This is a genomic window from Microcoleus sp. K4-B3, from assembly GCF_036704615.1.
In the GTDB taxonomy this organism is placed as follows: Bacteria; Cyanobacteriota; Cyanobacteriia; order Cyanobacteriales; family Microcoleaceae; genus Microcoleus.
This window is the reverse complement of record NZ_JAUBSF010000025.1, coordinates 1-20,984: the sequence shown is the minus strand read 5'-3', so window position 1 is coordinate 20,984 and position 20,984 is coordinate 1. Positions and strand designations below refer to the sequence as shown.

Annotated in this window: 11 protein-coding genes; 7 read left to right on the top strand and 4 right to left on the bottom strand. The window is 45.4% G+C overall.

Annotated elements, in window-relative coordinates:
• Positions 1-334: 334 nt before the first annotated feature.
• The gene (locus tag QUA78_RS13540) at positions 335-3,676 is read right to left on the bottom strand and encodes an EAL domain-containing protein (protein WP_333304062.1); all 3,342 of its coding nucleotides are present in this window, start codon (positions 3,674-3,676) and stop codon (positions 335-337) included.
• A gap of 332 nt (positions 3,677-4,008) precedes the next feature.
• On the opposite strand from QUA78_RS13540, the gene QUA78_RS13535 reads away from it, so the two are divergent.
• The 5 genes from QUA78_RS13535 to QUA78_RS13515 all read left to right on the top strand — a co-directional run bounded on the left by QUA78_RS13535 (position 4,009) and on the right by QUA78_RS13515 (position 10,789).
• The gene (locus tag QUA78_RS13535) at positions 4,009-4,587 is read left to right on the top strand and encodes a hypothetical protein (RefSeq protein ID WP_333304063.1); all 579 of its coding nucleotides are present in this window, start codon (positions 4,009-4,011) and stop codon (positions 4,585-4,587) included.
• A gap of 365 nt (positions 4,588-4,952) precedes the next feature.
• Entirely contained in the window at positions 4,953-5,990 is a 1,038-nt protein-coding gene (locus QUA78_RS13530) for a M20/M25/M40 family metallo-hydrolase (protein ID WP_333304064.1), read from the top strand.
• Positions 5,991-6,153: 163 nt separating this feature from the next.
• Positions 6,154-7,893, top strand: coding sequence for an ABC-ATPase domain-containing protein (locus QUA78_RS13525; RefSeq protein WP_333304065.1), 1,740 nt, complete (start codon positions 6,154-6,156; stop codon positions 7,891-7,893).
• Positions 7,894-7,970: 77 nt separating this feature from the next.
• Entirely contained in the window at positions 7,971-10,331 is a 2,361-nt protein-coding gene (locus tag QUA78_RS13520) for an FHA domain-containing protein (protein WP_333304066.1), read from the top strand.
• On the top strand, positions 10,328-10,789 hold the full coding sequence (locus QUA78_RS13515) for an EVE domain-containing protein (protein WP_333304067.1): 462 nt from the start codon (positions 10,328-10,330) through the stop codon (positions 10,787-10,789). The genes QUA78_RS13520 and QUA78_RS13515 overlap by 4 nt, the downstream gene beginning before the upstream one ends.
• Before the next feature lie 302 nt (positions 10,790-11,091).
• Here the strand turns inward: QUA78_RS13515 and QUA78_RS13510 are convergent, their stop codons facing one another.
• Together QUA78_RS13510 and QUA78_RS13505 are read right to left on the bottom strand one after the other, a co-directional pair.
• On the bottom strand, positions 11,092-12,132 hold the full coding sequence (locus tag QUA78_RS13510) for a glucokinase (RefSeq protein WP_333304068.1): 1,041 nt from the start codon (positions 12,130-12,132) through the stop codon (positions 11,092-11,094).
• A 35-nt stretch (positions 12,133-12,167) separates the two neighbouring features.
• Positions 12,168-14,228, bottom strand: a complete 2,061-nt coding sequence (locus QUA78_RS13505; RefSeq protein WP_333304069.1) for an amylo-alpha-1,6-glucosidase — start codon at positions 14,226-14,228, stop codon at positions 12,168-12,170.
• Positions 14,229-14,545: 317 nt separating this feature from the next.
• Here QUA78_RS13505 and treZ point away from each other — a divergent pair, with 317 nt between their 5' ends.
• Both treZ and treY read left to right on the top strand, forming a co-directional pair.
• Positions 14,546-16,369, top strand: coding sequence for a malto-oligosyltrehalose trehalohydrolase (treZ, locus tag QUA78_RS13500; protein WP_333304070.1), 1,824 nt, complete (start codon positions 14,546-14,548; stop codon positions 16,367-16,369).
• A gap of 173 nt (positions 16,370-16,542) precedes the next feature.
• A complete protein-coding gene (gene treY / locus QUA78_RS13495) occupies positions 16,543-19,338 on the top strand; it encodes a malto-oligosyltrehalose synthase (protein WP_333304072.1) in 2,796 nt (931 codons plus the stop codon).
• A gap of 518 nt (positions 19,339-19,856) precedes the next feature.
• Here treY and QUA78_RS13490 read toward each other — a convergent pair.
• Positions 19,857-20,984: IS1634 family transposase (locus QUA78_RS13490; RefSeq protein ID WP_333398863.1), on the bottom strand; the 1,128-nt coding region annotated here is incomplete at its 5' end.

Below are 20,984 nucleotides of genomic sequence, written 5' to 3'. Positions count from 1 at the left end.
TGCGGTGGCCCGAGCGAGGACTTGAGGCCCCTGAGCTGACAATTCCTCAAGTTAAAGCGCTGTATCACGCTTTGGGCAAGAATCTTAACGAATTGCCCGACAACTTAGGCCCGCCGAAGCGCTCTAGCAGTGATGATGTTGGGGGTGCAGCGAAGGAAAACAAGTCGGGAGACTAAGATTCGCGGTCAAGAACTATAACTTTCGGGTGCGCACGAAGCACACGATCCCTATTTGTGGGTGAGGGGCGCAGATTAACTCTTGTCAGCAATACATAAATCTTGAACCGCGCCTCACCCACCCTACAATTGACTAATGACTAATGACTAATGACTAATTAAGCAGTTTTTACTTGTCGCAACTGAGAATTTACCAATAGCTTGCTAGCATCATTGGCTGATAGTGCAGGGCTGAAATAATAACCCTGGATTTCTTGACAGTGGAGCGATCGCAAACACTCCAACTGCTCTTTAGTTTCTACTCCTTCGGCTACAACACTCAAGTTCAAATCTCGCCCCAGGGTCGCTACAGCATTGGCGATCGCCCGTTCGCACGGATCGGTCGTCAGTTCGCTGACAAACGACCTGTCTATTTTTAAGATATTCAAGGGAAACTTTTTGAGATAATTTAGAGAACAATAACCCGTGCCGAAATCGTCCAGCGCAATCTGCACTCCCATATTCTGCAACTCCCTCAGAACTGTTGTGGTATAATCCACATCTTGCATTGCTGTAGTTTCGGTAATTTCTAACTCTAAATACTTGGGTGCTAAACCAGTTTTTTCCAAGCAGTTCGCTACCATTTCTAATAAATTAAATTGCTGGAACTGCCGAGCCGAAACGTTGACGGCTACCCGCAAATCTGGCTGCAAAGCATCCTGCCAAGCTTTATTTTGAGTGCAGGCAGTTTGCAGCACCCATTCCCCAATGGATACAATTAGTCCGTTCTCTTCGGCGATCGGGATAAATGTAGCGGGAGTAACTAAACCTAATTCTGGATGTTGCCAGCGCAGCAGGGCTTCCATACCCTGAATTTTCCAAGTACTGATGTTGACTTTTGGCTGGTAGAAAACCTCGAATTCTCCCTTTTCTAGAGCCTCGTGCAGCCTGTGTTCTATAGTTAGCAACTGGCTGCCTTGGGGATTAATTGTTGAAGTATATAACTGATAGTTATTTCTTCCCTTTTCTTTAGCGCGGTACAAGGCGGCATCGGCATTTTTGACTAAAGTTTCGGCATCTTCACCATCATCGGGATAAAGGGCTATGCCGATGCTGCTGCTGACGTGAAACGCCTGTTCTTCTAGTTTAAATGCTGGCTTTAAATTGTTGAGTATTCTTTGAGCTGTTTTAACTGCATCTTCTAAGCAATTGATGTCGGGAAGCAGTACGGTAAATTCGTCGCCTCCCCAGCGGGCAACCGTGTCAGTCGATCGCAAAGTGTCGCTGATGCGTCCGGCAAAACCTTCTAACAGGCGATCGCCCGCAGCGTGACCTAGTGTATCATTAATCTTTTTGAATCTGTCCAAGTCTAAAAACATCACAGCTAGCATTTTTTTTGTTGTTTTAGCTTTTTTTAATGACACCAGCAGCCGTTCGTTAAAAAGTATCCGGTTCGGTAAACCGGTGAGTTGGTCGTAAACAGCTTGATAGCGGATAATTTCTTCAGCTTGCTTGCGCTGAGTGATGTCCATCATCGTGCCGATCGCCCTTACTGCTTTGCCACTTTCATTGCGGATGATATACCCGCGATCGAGCACAAAAACATATCCCCCGCCTGCACGGTGGAAGCTGTATTCCTCTGACCAACATTGAGCGTCTGAGTTCATTGCTTCGTTGAAGCTTAACATCACTTTTTCTCGTTCTTCAGAATGAATATTTAGCCACCAGGATTCTAATTCTATCGTCTGAGTTTCGTTGAGTTTATATCCAAAAACGTTTTCAAACTCTTTACTCAACCAATACTCATTTTTTAACAAATCAAAATCCCATACAGCATCATTTGTCGCTCGCGTCAGCAAGTGAAAGCGTTCTTCGCTTTTGCGCAGCTTTTCTTCGGATTGCAAGCGTTCCGTTACATCCCGAAAGCTGAATACTCGACCAGTAATTTTGTCTCCCGTGCGCTGTGGCAGCGAGTAGCGTTCCAAGATTCTGCCATCTTTAAACTCGATGATATCGAAACTTTCTGCTGCCGGGCGATCGGACAATTCTTTAGCGCGGTTGAGAAAGATTTCCGGATATTTTAACTGGTTGATTCCGAAACCCAAAATTTGGTTGTTATCTCTCAAATCGAGTAGGAAATCTGGCAACCGCCACATTTGGGCAAACTTACGGTTAAAGCTGACAACTTTTCCTTGGCCGTCAACCGCCAGAATGCCGTCTGCTGTTGATTCAATGGTTGCCTGAAGCAAGGAAATAGATGTTTCTAGTTCTAACTTTGCTAATTTGCGATCGCTGATGTCAAACGCTGTGATTAATATTGACGCTTTTCTCTCAAATTTGATAATATCTACAGTTGCTTCAATCCAGCGGGCTTCTCCGGTTTTAGTGAGAATTTTTATTTCATATTTTGAGCCGGCGCTTGCTGGTGGCTGGCTGGATTTACCCCAGTTTTTAACTATTTCTATAAAATCTAGATGAATTAAGTCGTATAAATCCAACCCTAGCAATTCTTTGCGAGTATATCCAGTCAGAGCTTCTGTCTGAGAATTGACATAGCGCAACTGTCTGCAGTGATAGATCAATGCTGCTGCATTAACAGTTTCTATCAGTTGCCGAAACTTTTTTTCACTGCGCCGCAAATTTCTTTCAGCCCGCTTGCTGTCGGTAAGATCTTGTGCTATGTACAACTTGCCGCTGACCTCGCCTTTGCCATTGCGAATAGTTGAAATAGAAAGCAGTACAATTATTTTTTTTCCATGTTTGGAAAGGTAGACTTTTTCGATGTTGCAGACAGAAATTGCGGTTGTTAAATTTGTTACTTCTAACTCGGGCGCAGGTGATTCAGTTTTATTAAAAAGTCCGGCTATTGGTTTGCCTAACAACTCTTTTTTAGAGTATCCCAAAAGTTTACAGGTAGCTTGGTTTAACGACAGAATATGACCGCCCGGGGTAGTCGCAATTATCGAGACGTTCATTTCCTCGCAAATATCGAGGGCATATTCGGCAGTTTGCTGCACATCTTGGGTCATTGTGGTAATAGTATCCCAGATATCCTGTTCTTTTTTTGGAGGCAACAGTTTTTCTCCTTCTGGTAACCTGTCCTTCCCTGTTTCAGACTTCGTTTTGACTAACCCGATCGCCTTGGATAAGATATTTACTCTATTCTTCCTGATTAATAAGGAGATTACTACAGAAATAAAAGCCAGATAAGCGATTATTTTTAACCTAAAACTACGTTCTTTTTCAGGAATTTCCTCAGATTGTATAAAATTGTGGCTGGGTAAATTTACTGGTTCTGGGTGGGATAATTTATCCACAAATAAGTCGGCGCTTACAGAAGCAGGAGGGCGAGATGCCGATCGCAAATAGCTAAATTTCTCAGGCGCAACCAAACTTTCTCCTAGAGCGCGGCCGTCTCTATCCCCTACACTTGGCAGCAATATTTTGGCATTAATGGAACATTCCACACAAAAAATAGCAGCAGTTAAATATCCCATAATTAATCGATATCTAATTTTCATTTGCTCCTGTTCCTAATGTTAAATAGATGCTTTTGCGCTGTAAAAAATCTGAAAAAACTCGCTCTTAACTTGAGGTAAACAACAAAACATATCCAAGGTTATGCGGTTAATTTGATTTTACAACAAAATATTGGTTTTCGTAAATAATTATCATTTTAATCTTAATTTAAAATGTGTCACCAGCCATTGTGCCACAAATTCTCAGCCATTATGCTTAGACACCGGCCCTGAGCGCGCTAAAATTATATAATTCCTGCAAGAAAGCGGCTGGGATTGGTTATAAAAATAAACAATTAGCTTAAAATCGATGCAGACACCCACTAATTGAACCAATGAGTCAGACGATCCCAGAACTCCAAAAAGAAGTCCGCGCGCTGCAAGCAGAAGTTGCCGCCCTGCAAGAGTCGCGGGACCAACTTAGCGTACAGCGCTCTGAGTGCCGAGTGGCAGTCAGTTTTCCCAAGAATAATACTCCTGAGGCCATTGCCGAGTTCCACCAGCAAAATGCTGCTTTTGGGGAGCAGTGGTTGCAGCAAATCCAGGAGATTGACCTAGAGACTAAAATTATTGAAAAGCAACTGCAACAAAAACAGGCTGTACTAAATTACAAACAAGGTGAATTAGAAAACTTGCTGGCTGGACAGCACTGGCAAGAAGTAGAAAACGACGTTCAAACTGGGGAAAAACGATTGCAAGCACAAGCTCGCAGAATCAATCAAGCAGCAGCGCAGCTAGAGGCAGAGATCCAAGCTTTAAAAGCACTGTACGATCAACTCAATCCCAGTTATTCCGAGTGGTTTCAACAACCCACTCAAATAGTTGAATTTTCTGCAAAAACTATTCCTTATGCTTTCCCCAGCAGCAGCGGGTTGATATTGGAAAATAAGGAGATTGAGTGGGAAAACAAGTAGTGTTAAACTGTAAATTTTAAAGGTGAATTAGTAGGGTTGGATGTCGCCGTCGAAGGCTCCAATAAGCAAGATAGGCGGCGGCGAAATTCAAAGGTTTTTACCTAGGTTATTATCTTGTAATCAAAAAGTATACAACCTGGTTCTGCCTTAGCTGTAGCTAATGTTAAAAAACTTGAGTCTCATTTTTTGAAACAGGTTTATTTTTAACTAGGGTGTCAATATAAAATATAAAATCTAACAGTCCTGGACGCATCAACTGGGTTCTACGAAAAAACTTCGTTGCAGCCCTGGCTCACTCTAAAAAACGCGGTTTATGAGAGTGAGGAGTGCGTGAGCTTTGTCTAAAATCTCAAATAGACTTACTGATGAAACAATTGATTTGGATAGCGCTATTTATTCTGGTTGCGGTGACGGCTGCGGGTTGGGGTTCTCACTCGTGGCAACGGTTGTCGGCTGTACCCGAAGTTTCGATCGATCGCAATATCCACACTTCCCAAAACCCTTTTCCCTTACCGCTTCCTGCTGAAAAAGATCCTTTTTCTTTGCCCCAAATTGACCAGTCCCGGTTGTGGAAACACGTCGAAACTTTAGCAGGAGAACGCGAGGGAGAACGAGCTCGCTCTTTTACTAGAGACTACATTTCCCAACAACTGCAAACATTAGGATTTTCCCCGGATTTGCAGCCGTTCGATCGAGGAATCAACGTCTTCGCTGAGAGAAAAGGTACTGACTCAAACGCCGGTGCAATTTTAGTGGCAGCACACTACGATACTGTACCCAACTCGCCCGGGGCTGACGACAATGCGACGGGAGTTGCTGTAGTTTTAGAAGTAGCAAGATTGCTGGGTTCCAGCCCCACGCCTCGGACATTGCAAATAGCATTTTTCGACAGGGAAGAAATCGGACTTTTAGGCAGTTTAGCATTCACCGGTAGCGAGGCGCGGTTAAAAAATTTGCAGGGAGCGATCGTCCTGGATATGGTAGGTTATGCCTGCCGCACGCCCGGATGCCAGCAATATCCCGAAGGATTGACAGCGCAACCTTTTCTAGAAGCATCGGGGGTAAAATCTCCCGATAAAGGCGAGTTTATCGCTGTGATTGGGGATGCGGAACATCCGCTGCTGTTGAAAAGTTTTGCGGAGTCGGGAAAAGCCGATTTACCTGCGGTGGTGGCGCTGCCGGTTCCCCTCAAAGGGTTGCTGACTCCCGATGTTTTACGCAGCGACCACGCGCCTTTCTGGTATAAAGGAATTGGTGCTGTGTTGGTGACGGATACTGCAAATTTGCGATCGCCCCACTATCACCAATCTAGCGATACATTAGCAACTATCGATCGACCTTTTTTCGCCGGTTCTGCTCAAATTGTTGTTAATGCCGTGGCTAAATTATTGGAAATTAGCTAATTGATAATCGGTAATTCTACTCGTTACCAGGCTCTGCCTGGTAACGCATATCCGGAGGCTCTGCCTCAAATTTTCCCACGCCAAGCAAGCGAGGCAGAGCCTCTGGAAATCGGTTCCTAGGCAGAGCCTAGGAACCAGCTAAATAACTAATAAGTAATAACAAATGACTAACAAAGAAAGCCTGCAACGGCATTTACTGCAATTAGACAATCGAGGCTACAAAGCCTACAAAGACATTCAAGGTAACTACGACTTTTCTGAATTCACATTAATTATTGATTACGTGCAGGGAGATCCCTTTGCTTCTCCCAGTAAATTTAGAGTCATAGTTCCCCCCAACATTGCTCAAATTCCCCGCGAACTTTTCAACTATCGCAGTCGAGAAATAGCCTTGCGAGATTACCTAACTCGCCAGTTTGACAAAGCCGCACACAGCATCAGCAGCAAACGCGGCACTGGGAAAAGCGGTTTGATTGCAGTGACTGGTTTTGGACAAGAAGTTTTAGAGCGAACTTCCGCATTTATCATTTCCTCAAATACATCCGATATCGAAGATTTAGGAGGAGTTGAACTGCGATTTGCCGTCGGACTTCCAGCGGGCGGACGCAGTATCTTAGGGCGACAAGCTGCTGAAATGCTGTGCGAAGATATTCCGCAAATTGTCAGCAAATCTCTGAAGTATGCTAACTTAAATGCTGCTGAATGTCGCCGTCACGTTGAAACTGTAGACGATGCTGACTGGCTGCGGCAGCAGTTAGCTGAAAACGGATTAGTTGCGTTTGTGGCTGACGGTTCTATTTTACCCCGCCGCAGCGGTGTTGACCATCGCCCTTTGTTAAATAATGCTGTGGCTTTTCACTCGCACCCGTCGTTACAAGTTGCGGCTAATTGTCCGAATGGCGGTTGGATTTTCGGTATGGGTATTCCCGCTGGCATTACTTTGATTGTTGGCGGCGGCTATCACGGCAAATCTACTTTACTCAGGGCGATCGAGTTGGGAGTTTACAACCGAATTCCGGGCGATGGTCGGGAATTTGTGGTGACTAATCCGGCGGCGGTTAAAATTAGAGCGGAAGATGGGAGAAGTGTGGCGGGAGTTGATATTTCGCCTTTTATTAACCACTTGCCGCAAGGTAGAGATACTGCACAATTTTATACTGAAAATGCGAGCGGTAGCACGTCGCAAGCTGCTAATATTATTGAGGCTTTGGAAGTGGGGAGAATGCCTGTTTTATTAGTTGATGAGGATACGGCGGCTACTAATTTCATGATTCGCGATCGCCGAATGCAGGAACTCATCGCTAACGATAAGGAACCGATTACGCCGTTTATTGATAAAGTGAGACAATTGTATGCAGATTATGGCGTATCGACTATTTTAGTCATGGGCGGAAGCGGCGATTATTTTGATGTGGCAGATACTGTGATTGCAATGGATAATTTTTACGCATATAATGTGACGGAAAAAGCTAAAAAAATTGCTAAAAATTACTTGATTAGCCGTGCTGCTGAAGGGGGAGAAAATTTTGGTGAGATTAGTCAAAGAGTGCCGGTTCCTGCTAGTTTAGATCCGAGTCGGGGACGGCGAGATGTGCGGGTGAAGGTGCGGGATGTTGATGAATTGGCTTTCGGAAATGAGGAGATTGATTTGGGTGCTGTTGAGCAAATTGTGGACAGCGGACAGTTAAGGGCGATCGCTGCGGCAATGGTTTATGCTAAGCAGCAATACATGGACGGGAAACGCACTTTGTCGGAAATCATAGATTTGGTGATGGCAGATATTGACGCGCAGGGGATGGATATTTTATCGCCTTTTCCTGAAGGCGATTTTGCCATGTTTCGACGGTTTGAATTGGCGGCGGCAATTAATCGGCTTCGTAGTTTGTCGGTTGTTGCTAAATAGACTTGCTTAATATAAGTGTATTGTTGTCCTACTTTTGATATGCTGACAAAAGTGAGTGCAAAAACCGCGATTGAAGTATGACCGGCAATATAGGACAAATAACTGCTTTAAGCGATCGACCGTATTTAGTATTAAGCAATCAAGGGGAGGTTTTACAGTTAGAGTTAAAACAGCAGCAGCACGTATTGGGGCGCGATCGCACTCGTGCTGATTTAGTCATTCCCGAACCCTGGCGCGCAGTTTCGGGCGTTCACGCTGTTTTGCGCCAAATTGGGGATAATTACTGGATTTACGACGGTGACGGGCAGCGGCCGAGCACTAATGGCTTATTTGTCGATCGCACTCGCATCACTCCCAATGACGGTTATTGTCTGAAAGACGGTACAGAAATTAAAATCGGTCTCGATCCTCAAAATCAAGTTTTGCTGACTTATTTTAATCCGCTGGCGAATCAGGTTGCTGTCCCTAGCAAGCAGTCAATTCTTCTTAAGAATCGGTCGGTTTTGTTGGGTCGCGATCCAAACGCTTCGCTGCAATTAGATGCGCCGCTTGTTTCTAGACGCCACGCCACAATTGACCAAGACAGTCGCGGCAATTATATTTTGCGAGACTACAGCGTTAACGGGGTTTTTGTGAACGGTCAGCGAGTCACAAATTCCGTACAATTGTCCGATGGAGATGCAATTCGGATCGGCCCGTTTACTCTAACTTACCGCAGCGGTGAGTTGGAGATGCAAGACTCCGGCAATCAAATTCGTTTGGATGCTGACAGTCTGGTGATTCCGAAGCGTTTGGATGGCATCACTTTGGCGATCGAACCGGGGCAGTTTGTAGCTTTAGTCGGCGGTAGCGGCGCTGGCAAATCTACTTTAATGCGGACGCTTTTAGGTATTGAAAAAACTACTAACGGCGCTGTGTTTCTCAACGGCGACAACCTGCGCCAAAATTTCAATATTTACCGCAATCAAATTGGTTACGTGCCTCAAGATGATATTGTTCACGCAGATTTAACAGTAGAAGAAGTCTTGAGTTATGCAGCTAAATTGCGATTACCTCCCGATACAGATGTCAATCAGGTAGTCGCAAAAACTTTAGAAGATATTGAAATGACTCACCGCCGCAAGGCTTTAGTAAAACAACTTAGCGGCGGACAGCGGAAGCGGGTCAGTATCGGAGTTGAACTGTTAGCAGACCCGAAACTTTTCTTTTTAGACGAACCGACTTCAGGACTCGATCCGGGTTTGGATAAGAAGATGATGCAACTGCTGCGAAAGTTGGCAAATCAAGGTCGGACGGTGATTCTGGTGACTCACGCGACGGCAAATATCACGATGTGCGATCGTATCGTTTTTATGGGTCGCGGCGGACGCCTCTGTTACTTCGGCCCGCCTAGGGAAGCGCTCGATTTTTTCGATGTCAAAACTGGCGATTTTGCAGACATTTACAACGAATTAGAAACAGGAGAAAACAACGTTTTAATCTGGGCGGAAAAGTTTAAACAATCTCCCTACTATCAGCGCTATATTGTCAACCACTTCAGCATCGGCAACCCCGGTGGAAAAACACCCTCTGCACCTTCTGTGCCAAAATCTGTATCTTTTGTCAAACAACTCCTTTTGCTCGCCCAGCGCTATTTTCAGCTTATTTCGCGGGACTTAGTTAACTTGAGTTTAGCTCTTTTAACGGCTCCGATCGGCATTAGTTTGCTGCGGCTGGCCGTCAGAGATAAAGACCCGTTAATTGGAGCGCCGGAGGCAACTTTAGCACCTTTGGCGCTCAGAGTTTTGTTTGTATTTACCTGCGCGGCTATTTGGGTGGGACTGGCAACTTCTCTGCAAGAAATTGTTAAAGAATCTGCTATTTATTTGCGCGAACGTTTGGTAAATTTAGGATTGTTTGCTTATTTGGGTTCAAAGTTTTTCATACTTTCTGGTTTGGCAGTATTGCAAACGCTGTTAATAGTAGGAGTTATTCTGAGTGCCTTTAAATCCCCCGAACCGAGTTTTATTTCCTGGCCTGTGGGAGCAAGTATTACCACATTCCTAACTTTAATGAGCTGCATAAGTCTCGGATTAGTCGTTTCCGCGATTGTTAAAAATAGCTCTCAAGCTAACAGCGCTTTGCCTCTATTATTGCTGCCTCAGATTATTTTTTCTGGAGTGTTGTTTAAGATGGAAGGTGCGGCGAGCAAGTTTTCTTGGTTGATGTTAAGCCGCTGGTCTGTGGGTGCTTACGGCTCTTTAGTTAATGTGAATGGGATGGTTCCCGCACCTACTACATTACCGGACGGCAGCATACTTCCTCAGCCCTTTGAGCCTACTCCTGTTTACGATCCAACGTGGGAGAACTTGGGTTTGAACTGGGGTATTTTGTGCGTGCATATTTGCGTTTATTTGATGTTGACTCTGTGGTTGCAGAAGCGGAAAGATATTCTATGAATTATTGGCTGATGAAGTCGGAACCGGATGTTTACAGTATTGCGGACTTGAAGGGCGATCGCACTTGTACTTGGGACGGCGTTCGCAACTATCAAGCTCGCAATTTTCTGCGAGAAATGAGTCGGGGAGATTTAGTATTTTTTTACAATTCTAATACTAAAATTCCCGGAATTGTCGGGTTGGTGCGCGTCGTTGAAACTGGGATTGCTGACCCGACTCAGTTCGATATGAATAGCGAATATTATGATGCTAAATCGCAGTTTGATGCGCCTCGCTGGCAAACTGTGAAAGTGGAGTTTGTTGAGGAGTTTGCTAAGTTAATATCTTTGGATGAACTGAAACAAAAGTTTAGCGCTGATGAGATTTTGCTGGTGAGGAAAGGCAATCGGTTATCGGTGATGCCGGTGTCTGAAAGTGCGGCACAGAAGATTTTGAAGATGAGAGAATCTAATGATTAAACCGCAGAGAACGCAGAGAGCACAGAGTCAGAAAAAAGAGAGATGAATAATTCCGATGCCAACAGATTTGATATTACCCACAGTCAGGACACGGCAGTGCCGTTTCCCTACAATTAATCTGGCGATGGTTACATCTCTCAGGTCGTGCTCATGATTATTTTGGGGTAGGGAAACGGCATTGCCGTGTCCGTCCTTGCCTATCATGTCTGAGTGCAACTGGAATTAATACCACAGGCAAGATGCCTGTGGCACAAATTGCTTGTGGGGTGGGCATCTTGCCCGCCCCAAATATTTGAAATCCCCTAAAGACCGGCCGCACAAACTGCGGCTCCAATTAACCCTACATTATCATTCAAAACAAGACGAACAGGCATCATTTCTAACAGCGAATCCATCCGGCCTTTGTGCCTAAAAGCTCGCATAAAACCCCCTTCTATAATCAGCGGCAAAATTTTAGCAGCGATGCCGCCTGCTATGTACAAACCGCCGTAAGGTAAAAGTGTCACAGCCAGATTTCCTGCCACTGCACCGTAGGCTTCTACAAACATTTGCATTGTTTGTTCCGAAAGCCGATCGCACTTTTTGAGTGCCGCCTGTGCAATTGTCGCCCCCGGATCGACAGTCTTCTCGCTTTTACCGATTTCTGACTCCCATTTTTTGATAACTTCCCCTACCTCCGATGATTCAGGAGCAAACTTTCTGTCCCGCAAAAACTGGTAAATTGAAACAATCCCTTGTCCCGAAACCACACGCTCGATCGATATTCTTTGAATGTCGTGTTTTGCTAACAAATATTTCAGCAATTCAAAATCCAACTCCGAGCGAGGTGCAAAGTCACCGTGTCCCCCTTCCGAAGAAAAAACTCTGATGCCATTTGCCTCGGGAATTGCAAAACAATTTCCCAAACCAGTACCCGCACCAATCACAGCAATTGGATCGTGTTCGCGGGGTTTTCCTACTTGCAAAGTGTGCAAATCTCGATCGTCCAAACCCCAAACGCCGTAGCCAACCGCAACAAAATCATTAATTAAACTTACGCGGGATATTCCTAATTCCTGTTCCAGACGCTTCGCATCCAGCACCCAAGGCAAATTAGTCAGTTTTGCAGTGTTGTTAACCACCGGGCCTGCGATCGCAAAACAAGCTTTTTCAGGTTCTGGTGCAAAATTTAACTTAATAGCAGCTTCCGTCAAAAACTGCCGCACCATCGGTACTAAATCAGGGAACTCCCCGCTCGGATAGCGAAACTCGTAAAGAGCGTTCATTTCACCCTTAACAGTCCTTTCCACCAAGCGTAAAATAGTCTTAGTTCCGCCAATATCGCCCGCTAATAATAATGCCATAAATCTCTTTTTCCACCAAACATAACATTCCCCATTTAAACACCCACAGTATTAATTGCCAACCAAGCACGCAGCACCTCAGCCACAGTCCAAGCTTGAGCCGTGCAGCCTCGGGGCGAGTGGGGGGCGTCGCCCTCAAAAATTTCGCTCAGACTGCCAACTCCGCCGGCCATTATATGATGTGCCATCGGTTCAAGGAATTGGCGAGCTTGTGCTGGGTCTTTGTATACGTGCAAGTGCGCCAAGACAAACGGGCCAATCAGCCAGCCCCAAGCTGTGCCCTGGTGGTAGGCGCTGTCGCGCTGCAATTGGTCGCCTCCGTATGCGCCGCGATACTGCGGGTGCTGCGGCGAGAGGCTGCGGAGGCCGACAGAAGTTAGAAGCTGTTGGGCGCAGGCGTCAACCACGCCGCGCTGCTGGATGGGCGTCAGTAACGGTGTATAGCGGGTTTCCTGGCGCATCCCCGCTGACAAGGAGTTGGCGGAGTGAGGAGAAATCGAGTTTAGGGGCAGGGATACGGCGAATATCTGGTTGGGCCGCAGGGAGCTATCTTGTCCGTCGGGGCCGTCGAGAACGTCGTAACAGTAACCGGTTGAGGCGTTCCAGAAGCGAGGAAATCCGGCGGCCGTTCGATCGCCCAATTGCTCGTATTCATAGTGAGGCTTGCCCAATTTTCGAGCAAAACTTGCCATTGCTTGTATAGCATTGTACCAAAGCGCGCTGAGTTCGATCGGCTTACCAATCCGGGGCGTCACCACCCAATCGCCGATTTTCGCGTCCATCCAAGTCAGTTGCACGCCGGTTTCGCCCGCGTAGACTAAACCGTCATCGGGATCGAGGCGGATGTTATACCGAGTTCCCTTGATGTGCCAATCGACAATCTCACATAACGCAGGCCAGAGTTCGCTCAAAAGTCGATCGTCCCCGGTGGCTTTGCAGTAAGCGCGAATTGCCTCAAAGTACCACAGTGTCGCGTCTGCGGTGTTGTATTCCGGTGCGCCGCCGGCATCGGGAAAGCGGTTTGGCAACATCCCCCGATCGACATACCGCGCAAATGTCCGCAAAATCGATCGCGCGATTTCCGATCGCCCGGTACAGATTGTGAGACCGGGCAAGCTAATCATCGTATCCCGTCCCCAGTCACTGAACCAGGGATATCCGGCGACGATCGTTTTGCCTTCGGGTTCCTCCGGTAGCGGGCGGCTGACGATAAATTGGTCGGCGGCGAGCACTAAGGTATTGATCCAGTCGGGAGATTCGCTCACTTTTGACCAGTTTTGCAGCAGTTCTCTCTCATAAGCGCGGCGCACTTCTAAAGCTTTACCGCCGTTGAGTTCGGTATTTTTCTCGGTGCTGGCTATCAATGTGAGAGAACTTCCCGGTGCGATCGTCATGTGAAAAGTCGCCGCGTGCAAGTGATCCTCGCAGCAATCCAATCCGCGGCGCTTTTCGGCTGCTAGATCCAATCCGTAATGCCAATTGTATAAGGGCGCAGAGACTCGAAATTTGGCCTCTGGTGTGGCATCTGTCAGCAGGTACAGGGGTGCAGCCTTGGGAAATGCAGTCACGCAAACCCCGCGTTCCAAGGTTTCTAGGCTCATCTGCCAGTCGCCGGCGCTCGTCGTGTGGTGGTAGTCGCGGTAGTTGACTAGGGCTTTGACAGCGAGGGCGATCGGTTGTGAGGCGCGGTGCAAGCGGTATTGAATATATGTTGTGTTAGCACCTTGCTGCATCCAAATCCGCTTTTCCAGGATAGCGTCGGCGAGAGCAAACCTCCAAACTGGCGTCGTGCCTTCGAGGTGAAAGCTTTCGACGTATTTGTAGCCGTGAGGTCCGATCGTACCGTCGGCCCAGCGGTTTGTATAAAGCGGATAGGGGCGATCGTTATACACAGCCGTCTCGTCCAGCTTGGCGAGCATCAAAGTGCGTCCCAGCGGGGGTTTGAGGGCGGCTACCAGCAAGCCGTGATAGCGGCGGGTGAGGAGATTGGCGATCGTCCCGCTAGCGTAACCGCCGATCCCGTTTGTGACCAACCACTCGCGAGACTCCGCCGAGTCGAGATTGCAGCAGATTTCCCGTCCAAAAGCCATAACCATAAAATCCACACTCGCGCTGATTTTTGACCTACCTTTAGGTAGATTTTTGACATGATATCAACCAGAAATATTAACGCTTGCAGGCCGTTAATTTGGCGATCGCCCCCGTGCAGATTCAGGCTCTAATTTAGACATAACCAACCGCTACTTTTGCCACATACACAATTCTAGCCTTTGATGGCTCTATCTAAAGTTAGTTGTTTCTTATATTAAGTAATATTACCGTCTAAACAGGCGCTGAACGTTAAAGGCAAAGCATTTGATAGCGCGTCGGGCGATCGAACCACCAACCTATTTTATAAGGAGAACAACTCAAAGTGAAGATAGGAGCAAATTACCTCGGCAACAACCAATGTGAATTTACCGTTTGGGCGCCCACCCTCAAACAAATCGCAGTCCAAATTGTTTCCCCAAAAAAACGCCTGATACCCCTGCAACAATCGGCAGAAGGTTATTGGCAAACCACAGCTACAGACATCGAACCAGGAACCCTTTACACCTACCAACTCGAAGGAAAAACCGACCGACCAGACCCAGCCTCAAAATATCAACCCCAAGGCGTACACGCTCCGTCGCAAGTAATAGATGAAAATATCTTTACTTGGACTGACACAAATTGGCAAGGCGTGCCGCTAGCCGAAATAATTATTTACGAACTGCACGTCGGCACATTCACCCAAGCCGGAACATTTGAAGCAATAATTCCCCAGCTCAACCGACTCAAAGAATTGGGAATTAACGCCATCGAAATAATGCCAGTAGCCCAATTTCCCGGCGAGCGAAACTGGGGATACGACGGCGTATATCCCTACGCCGTTCAAAACTCATACGGCGGTCCCGAAGGCTTCAAAACACTCGTCAATGCTTGCCACGAACACGGCATTTCAGTAATTCTCGATGTAGTTTACAACCACCTCGGCCCCGAAGGAAATTATCTCAGGGACTTCGGCCCCTACTTTACCTCCAAATACGGCTCAGTTTGGGGAGATCCCCTCAACTTCGACGACGCATACAGCGACGGCGTGCGCAACTACTTTCTTGAAAACGCCCTATACTGGTTTCGAGACTATCACATCGACGCTCTGAGATTAGATGCAATTCAAGCAATCTTTGAAGTAGGTGCAAGACCGTTTTTACAAGAATTATCTGATGCCACAGCCGATATTTCCCAAGAACTAGGACGGAAACTTTACTTAATAGCCGAAAGTGACTTAAATGATGTCCGCACTGTACGTCCCAAAGAACTCGGTGGCTTCGGACTAGACGCCCAATGGTGCGATGATTTCCACCATGCACTGCACGCCTTGCTCACCGGAGAAAACGACCGATACTACCAAGATTTCGGCAAGTGCGAACACTTAGAAAAAGCCTTCAAAGAAAGCTTTGTTTACTCCGGCCAGTACGCCCCCCACAGAAAGCGGAAACACGGCAATTCTGTTAAGGATGAACCGGGCCATAAATTTCTGGTGTTTGCCCAAACCCACGACCAAATCGGCAACCGCATTTTGGGAGACAGGCTATCCAAAATAGTTGACTTTGAAGGATTGAAACTCGCAGCCGGCACCGTCTTAATTTCTCCCTACATTCCCTTCTTTTTTATGGGAGAAGAATACGGAGAAGAAGCACCGTTTTTTTACTTCGTTTCCCACTCAGACGCTAACTTAATTGAAGCTATCCGCAAAGACAAACAACAAGAATTTAAAATCTTTGAAGGGCGAGGCGAGTTTCAAGACCCCCAGAGTCCTGATAGTTTCCAAAAGTGCAAGTTAAACTGGGAAAAACAAACCGAAGGCAAACACAAAATCCTTTGGGAATGGCACCAACATTTGATTCAACTGCGGCGGACAATACCCGCCCTTAAAAAACTCGACAAAAACAGTCTAGAAGTGTCCAGCATTGAAGCGGAAAAAATCTTATTTCTACGTCGCTGGATAGATGACAGCCAGATATTCTGCATTCTAAACTTCAACAGGCAAGATGTAGCTTTTACGGCTGCACTTCCCCAAGGCAACGGTCACAAAATTTTAGACTCTGCTGATGAAAAATGGATGGGTTCAGGTTCTAGCTTGCCTGAAAAGATAAATTCACAGCAAAAATTGACCGTTAAACCGCAGAGTTTCGCACTCTATGAATTACAGTAATTAAAACGCGAGGCAGAGCCTCAAATACACGCGTTCCCAGGCAGAGTCTAGGAACAAGAAACGGGAGGCAGAGCCTCTCTCGTTCCCAGGCTCTGCCTGGGAATGCAGTTCAGGAGGCTCTGCATCCTATATTAAAAGAGAAAACAAAAAAAACCAGGAGTAAAATTAACATGATGCGAATTCCCACAGCAACTTATCGGATTCAATTTCATGCAGGTTTTAACTTTGAAGCCGCCAAACAAATTCTTAGCTATTTGGAAGAATTAGGAATTACCGACATTTACGCTTCACCGATATTTAAAGCCAGAAAAGGCAGCAGTCACGGATACGATGTCGTTGACTCAAATCAGCTCAATCCCGAATTGGGAACATCAGAAAACTTTGAAGCGCTCACATACGAAATCAACAAACGGAACATGGGATGGCTGCAAGATATTGTCCCCAACCACATGGCTTACGACACTCAAAACTTGCTGCTGTTAGACGTATTGGAACACGGGCCGGATTCCGACTATTTCGATTACTTCGATATTGAATGGAATCACGCTTACGAACATCTCAGAGGTCGAGTGCTGGCTCCGTTGCTGGGGAATTTTTATGGAGAGTGTCTGGAAAATGGCGAGATTCAACTCAAATACAGCGAAATAGGGCTGACTATCAATTATTATAGCTTACAATTGCCAGTAAAAATTGAATCTTATGCTAAATTTATCAGTCATAACTTGGGGCATTTAGCCAGAGAATTAGGCCGACGCCATCCAGATTTTATCAAGTTTTTGGGAATTCTTTATTTGATTAAAAATACACCTTCAGAAACAAAAGGTAAAGCCAGATACGATCAGATAGCTTTTGTCAAAGGACTGCTGTGGGAACTCTACAATCAAAATCCCATGGTGCAGGAATTTATCGATGAAAATATCAATTTTTTTAACGGAGAAAAGGGCAATGCCGAAAGTTTTAATTTCCTGGACGAGTTGCTTTCCGAGCAGTTTTACCGTCTGGCTTTCTGGAAAGTGGGGGCCGAAGAAATTAACTACCGAAGGTTTTTTACAGTCAACGAACTGATTTCCGTAAAAGTTGAAGAGATTAAAGTTTTTCACAAAAACCACGCTCTGATATTCGACATGGTTGAAGAGGGAAAGTTTACCGGATTGAGAATCGACCACATCGACGGACTGTACGACCCGACAGAATATTTGAAACGCCTCCGGGAGAGAACCGGAGACACTTACATCACTGTTGAAAAGATTCTGGAACACGAAGAAGATTTGCCTTCATATTGGCCAATTGAGGGAACGAGCGGCTACGACTTTTTGAACTACGTAAACGGCGTTTTTTGTCGCTGCGATCGCGAACAGCAATTTAGCGAAATATATCAGAGATTTACTCGCTTGAATGTTCCCTACGAACAGTTGTTTTTAGATAAAAAAGGGCTGATTGTTGAGAAAAATTTGGCGGGAGATGTAGACAATCTGGCTCAACTATTGAAGAATATCTCCGGTCAATCCAGACAGGGAAACGACTTTACTCGTCCCGGTTTGGAAAAAGCACTGGCTGCTGTTTTAACAATTTTTCCAGTGTACCGAACTTACATCAATCAAGAGGGTTTGAGAGAGTCCGATCGCACTTACGTAAAATATGCGATCGCCCATGCCAAAGAACAAGTACCGCGACTCCTCAAGGAACTTAAATTTATCGAAACGGTGCTGTTGCTCGAAGAAGAAGAAACCCTAACAACCGAACAAAAAGAGCAGCGCCGGCACTTTGTCATGAAACTCCAGCAGTTGACAGGGCCTTTGATGGCAAAAGGCGTTGAAGACACGCTTTTATACGTCTACTATCGCCTTTTATCCCTCAACGAAGTGGGAGGAAACCCCAGTCAGTTCGGCGTTCCGCTGGCGGATTTTCACGAGTTCAACCAACAGCAGCAAGCAGCTTGGCCGCACAAAATGAATGCTACAGCTACCCACGATACCAAACGCGGCGAAGATGTGCGAGCTAGAATTAACGTTTTGTCAGAACTTCCCGATGAATGGGAACAGCAAGTCAGGTCTTGGAGAGAGGTAAACTCTTCTAAGAAAGTCAACTTTGTGAATCGAATGGTTCCCGATACTAATGACGAATACTTCTTGTACCAAACTATGATCGGCAGTTTTCCATTTGAGGGAATAGAAAACACGGATTATGTCGATCGCCTGAAAGATTATGTCATTAAAGCTGTCCGCGAAGCCAAAGTTTATACAGCTTGGCTGAGACCGGATAACGACTACGAAACTGGTTTTATGACCTTTGTCGATAGCGTTCTCGAACCTTCCGAACAAAATCAGTTTCTCCAGAAATTTACACCTTTCTGGAAAAAAGTAGCTCTTTACGGAATTTTTAATTCTTTATCTCAAACGCTGCTGAAAATTACTGCTCCGGGCGTTCCCGACATTTATCAAGGCACGGAATTCTGGGATTTAAGTCACGTCGATCCGGACAACCGCCGTCCCGTTGATTTTGCTCGCAGAATCGAGGTTTTGCAGGAAATTAAAGAGCAAGCTCAGACGGATATTTTGCAACTGGTTGAAGATTTGATTGCGACGCGGGAAGATGCTAGAATTAAGTTGTTTTTGACGGCAAGAGTGCTAGAAGCAAGAAAAAAATACTTGCAAGTTTTTAAATCAGGCGACTATCGACCCCTGCAAGCAGCGGGTATGTTAAAAGATAATATTGTTGCCTTTGCCAGGAACTTTGAAGATACTACAGCTATTGTCATTGCTCCCCGGTTTTTGGCGGGAATTGTCAAACCGGAAGAAATGCCGCTCGGCAAAGAAGTCTGGAAAGATACTAATTTGAAATTGTCCGAGGAAATGCCGTCGGTTTGGAAAGATGCGATTACAAATCAGGCGGTAGAAAGTAACGGTACGTTGGCAATTGGTGAAGCTCTGAGTTACTTTCCCGGAGCTCTGCTGATCGGTAAAAAATAGCAATTAAGAGTCTGCCATGGCGGACTTTATACAGCTAGCGGCAGGTTTTGACCTGTCGCTTTTTTAGTGATAAGAATAGCAGCAAAGCAATTTTAGTAGCGCGATAAATAGCAAAATGCGATCGCTCGTCTAAACCGGAACCAGTACCGAAACCAGAGTTTCTTGGTGGGCTTACCTATTTTTCCTAGACGAATTCATTGCCGAAGCAGATGCTACGATCGACGGGCCAGCAGCTTATAACCCACATTCCGCAGATGTGGGTCGGATTTTTTTATCAGTTGTGAAAACTTGGAAGCGAAGCGCTTTTGGGATGAAATTATGCAGTTTTAGCATTACAGAAGCTTGTCAAATTTACCTAAACTAAGTTAGTTGAAATAATTGACTTTTTCTCATATATTCATGTTGCTATTTTATCCTGAGCACTCATATTTTGAAGCAAGAAAACTTATGTCAAGAGCAAATTGTCTTGACTAATTAATGAAAATTATTCACAAATATCTACACCTCGATCTCAATCGTTATTCACTTGAAAATATTAAATAGTATTGACAGCAATACTCTCCTAAATGCCGCAAGATATCTTGACGCTCTTGGGTTAAATTACTGACCTGCTTCGCTCCATTTATCGTCACTAAATGTACCGCCTGAAACATCTGAAATATCCAGCGCATTGTCGGCTTATCGGTCAATTTCTTTACCTGATTTTTCACTCGTTCGTTGGTAGCTGATAATTGTTGTCTCAATTTCCTTTGCGCCAGGTTATATACTAACAAACACAGTCCCATTATCATTCCGATTGCTTCAACTCGCTCCGGCTTTTTCACGAATACGCTGGAAGTAAAAAATAACGGATCTTTGATAAATCTAAATCCTCTCTCATTACTTTGCTGCGCTTTATATTCCGATAATACCTGTGGATTGGTTACTGCTTCAGCATCTAAGATATTTGTGGCTAATATGAATCTCCCGGCTTTGACTTTTTCCGCTTCAATCGCTGAATTTCGGGGTTCTATTTCACCCGTAATTTGATAAACTTTTGTCTGTGTCCGAGCGAGTTTTTTCAGATTGCTTTTTGTTGCTTTAACTGTTTTTTCTTGGGATTTAATTTCTGTTATCTGGTGATATTTCCATGATTCTGACAACTTTTTTATGGCAGCTTCCGCATCGGAAATACAAGCAAATTTTTGCCTGGATAGCTTACGCAGTTTGGCTTTGGCTGATTCTAACTGTTTCTCTACTTGCTTTACTATTTTTTTGAGATCTGCTTGCTTTCTGATTTCACTTTCTATTACTAGCCATCTTTGCTTGATGCCAGCATACTCACTCGTTTGGGCTGCTATTTTATAGCCTTTTATTTGAGAGTCTTCCCAGTCACTATCTTCAATGTTGCAGATTTTATTTTGAGCTGATTTGATGCTTAATGGTACTCTTGTTATCCATTTCATTCCTGCCATTGCTGACAAATTTTCTGCTGTGTACAAGGCACTGTCTGCTACACAGATTCCGTCAAATGTCCACTGGTTTTTAAATTCTTTTAATCTCTCTACAAAGACACTTTTATCATCGGCATTTCCGTCATCTATTTTGAGATATAATGGTACGTCTCCATCTCCACTTACGATCGTATCAATGATAAATTGTTTGAG

What these genes read in the sequence shown, in the direction of transcription:
- QUA78_RS13540 (WP_333304062.1), bottom strand. Translation starts at nt 3,676, where the DNA reads ATGAAAATTAGATATCGATTAATTATGGGATATTTAACTGCTGCTATT.
- QUA78_RS13535 (WP_333304063.1), top strand. Translation starts at nt 4,009, where the DNA reads ATGAGTCAGACGATCCCAGAACTCCAAAAAGAAGTCCGCGCGCTGCAA.
- QUA78_RS13530 (WP_333304064.1), top strand. Translation starts at nt 4,953, where the DNA reads ATGAAACAATTGATTTGGATAGCGCTATTTATTCTGGTTGCGGTGACG.
- QUA78_RS13525 (WP_333304065.1), top strand. Translation starts at nt 6,154, where the DNA reads ATGACTAACAAAGAAAGCCTGCAACGGCATTTACTGCAATTAGACAAT.
- QUA78_RS13520 (WP_333304066.1), top strand. Translation starts at nt 7,971, where the DNA reads ATGACCGGCAATATAGGACAAATAACTGCTTTAAGCGATCGACCGTAT.
- QUA78_RS13515 (WP_333304067.1), top strand. Translation starts at nt 10,328, where the DNA reads ATGAATTATTGGCTGATGAAGTCGGAACCGGATGTTTACAGTATTGCG.
- QUA78_RS13510 (WP_333304068.1), bottom strand. Translation starts at nt 12,132, where the DNA reads ATGGCATTATTATTAGCGGGCGATATTGGCGGAACTAAGACTATTTTA.
- QUA78_RS13505 (WP_333304069.1), bottom strand. Translation starts at nt 14,228, where the DNA reads ATGGTTATGGCTTTTGGACGGGAAATCTGCTGCAATCTCGACTCGGCG.
- treY (WP_333304072.1), top strand. Translation starts at nt 16,543, where the DNA reads ATGCGAATTCCCACAGCAACTTATCGGATTCAATTTCATGCAGGTTTT.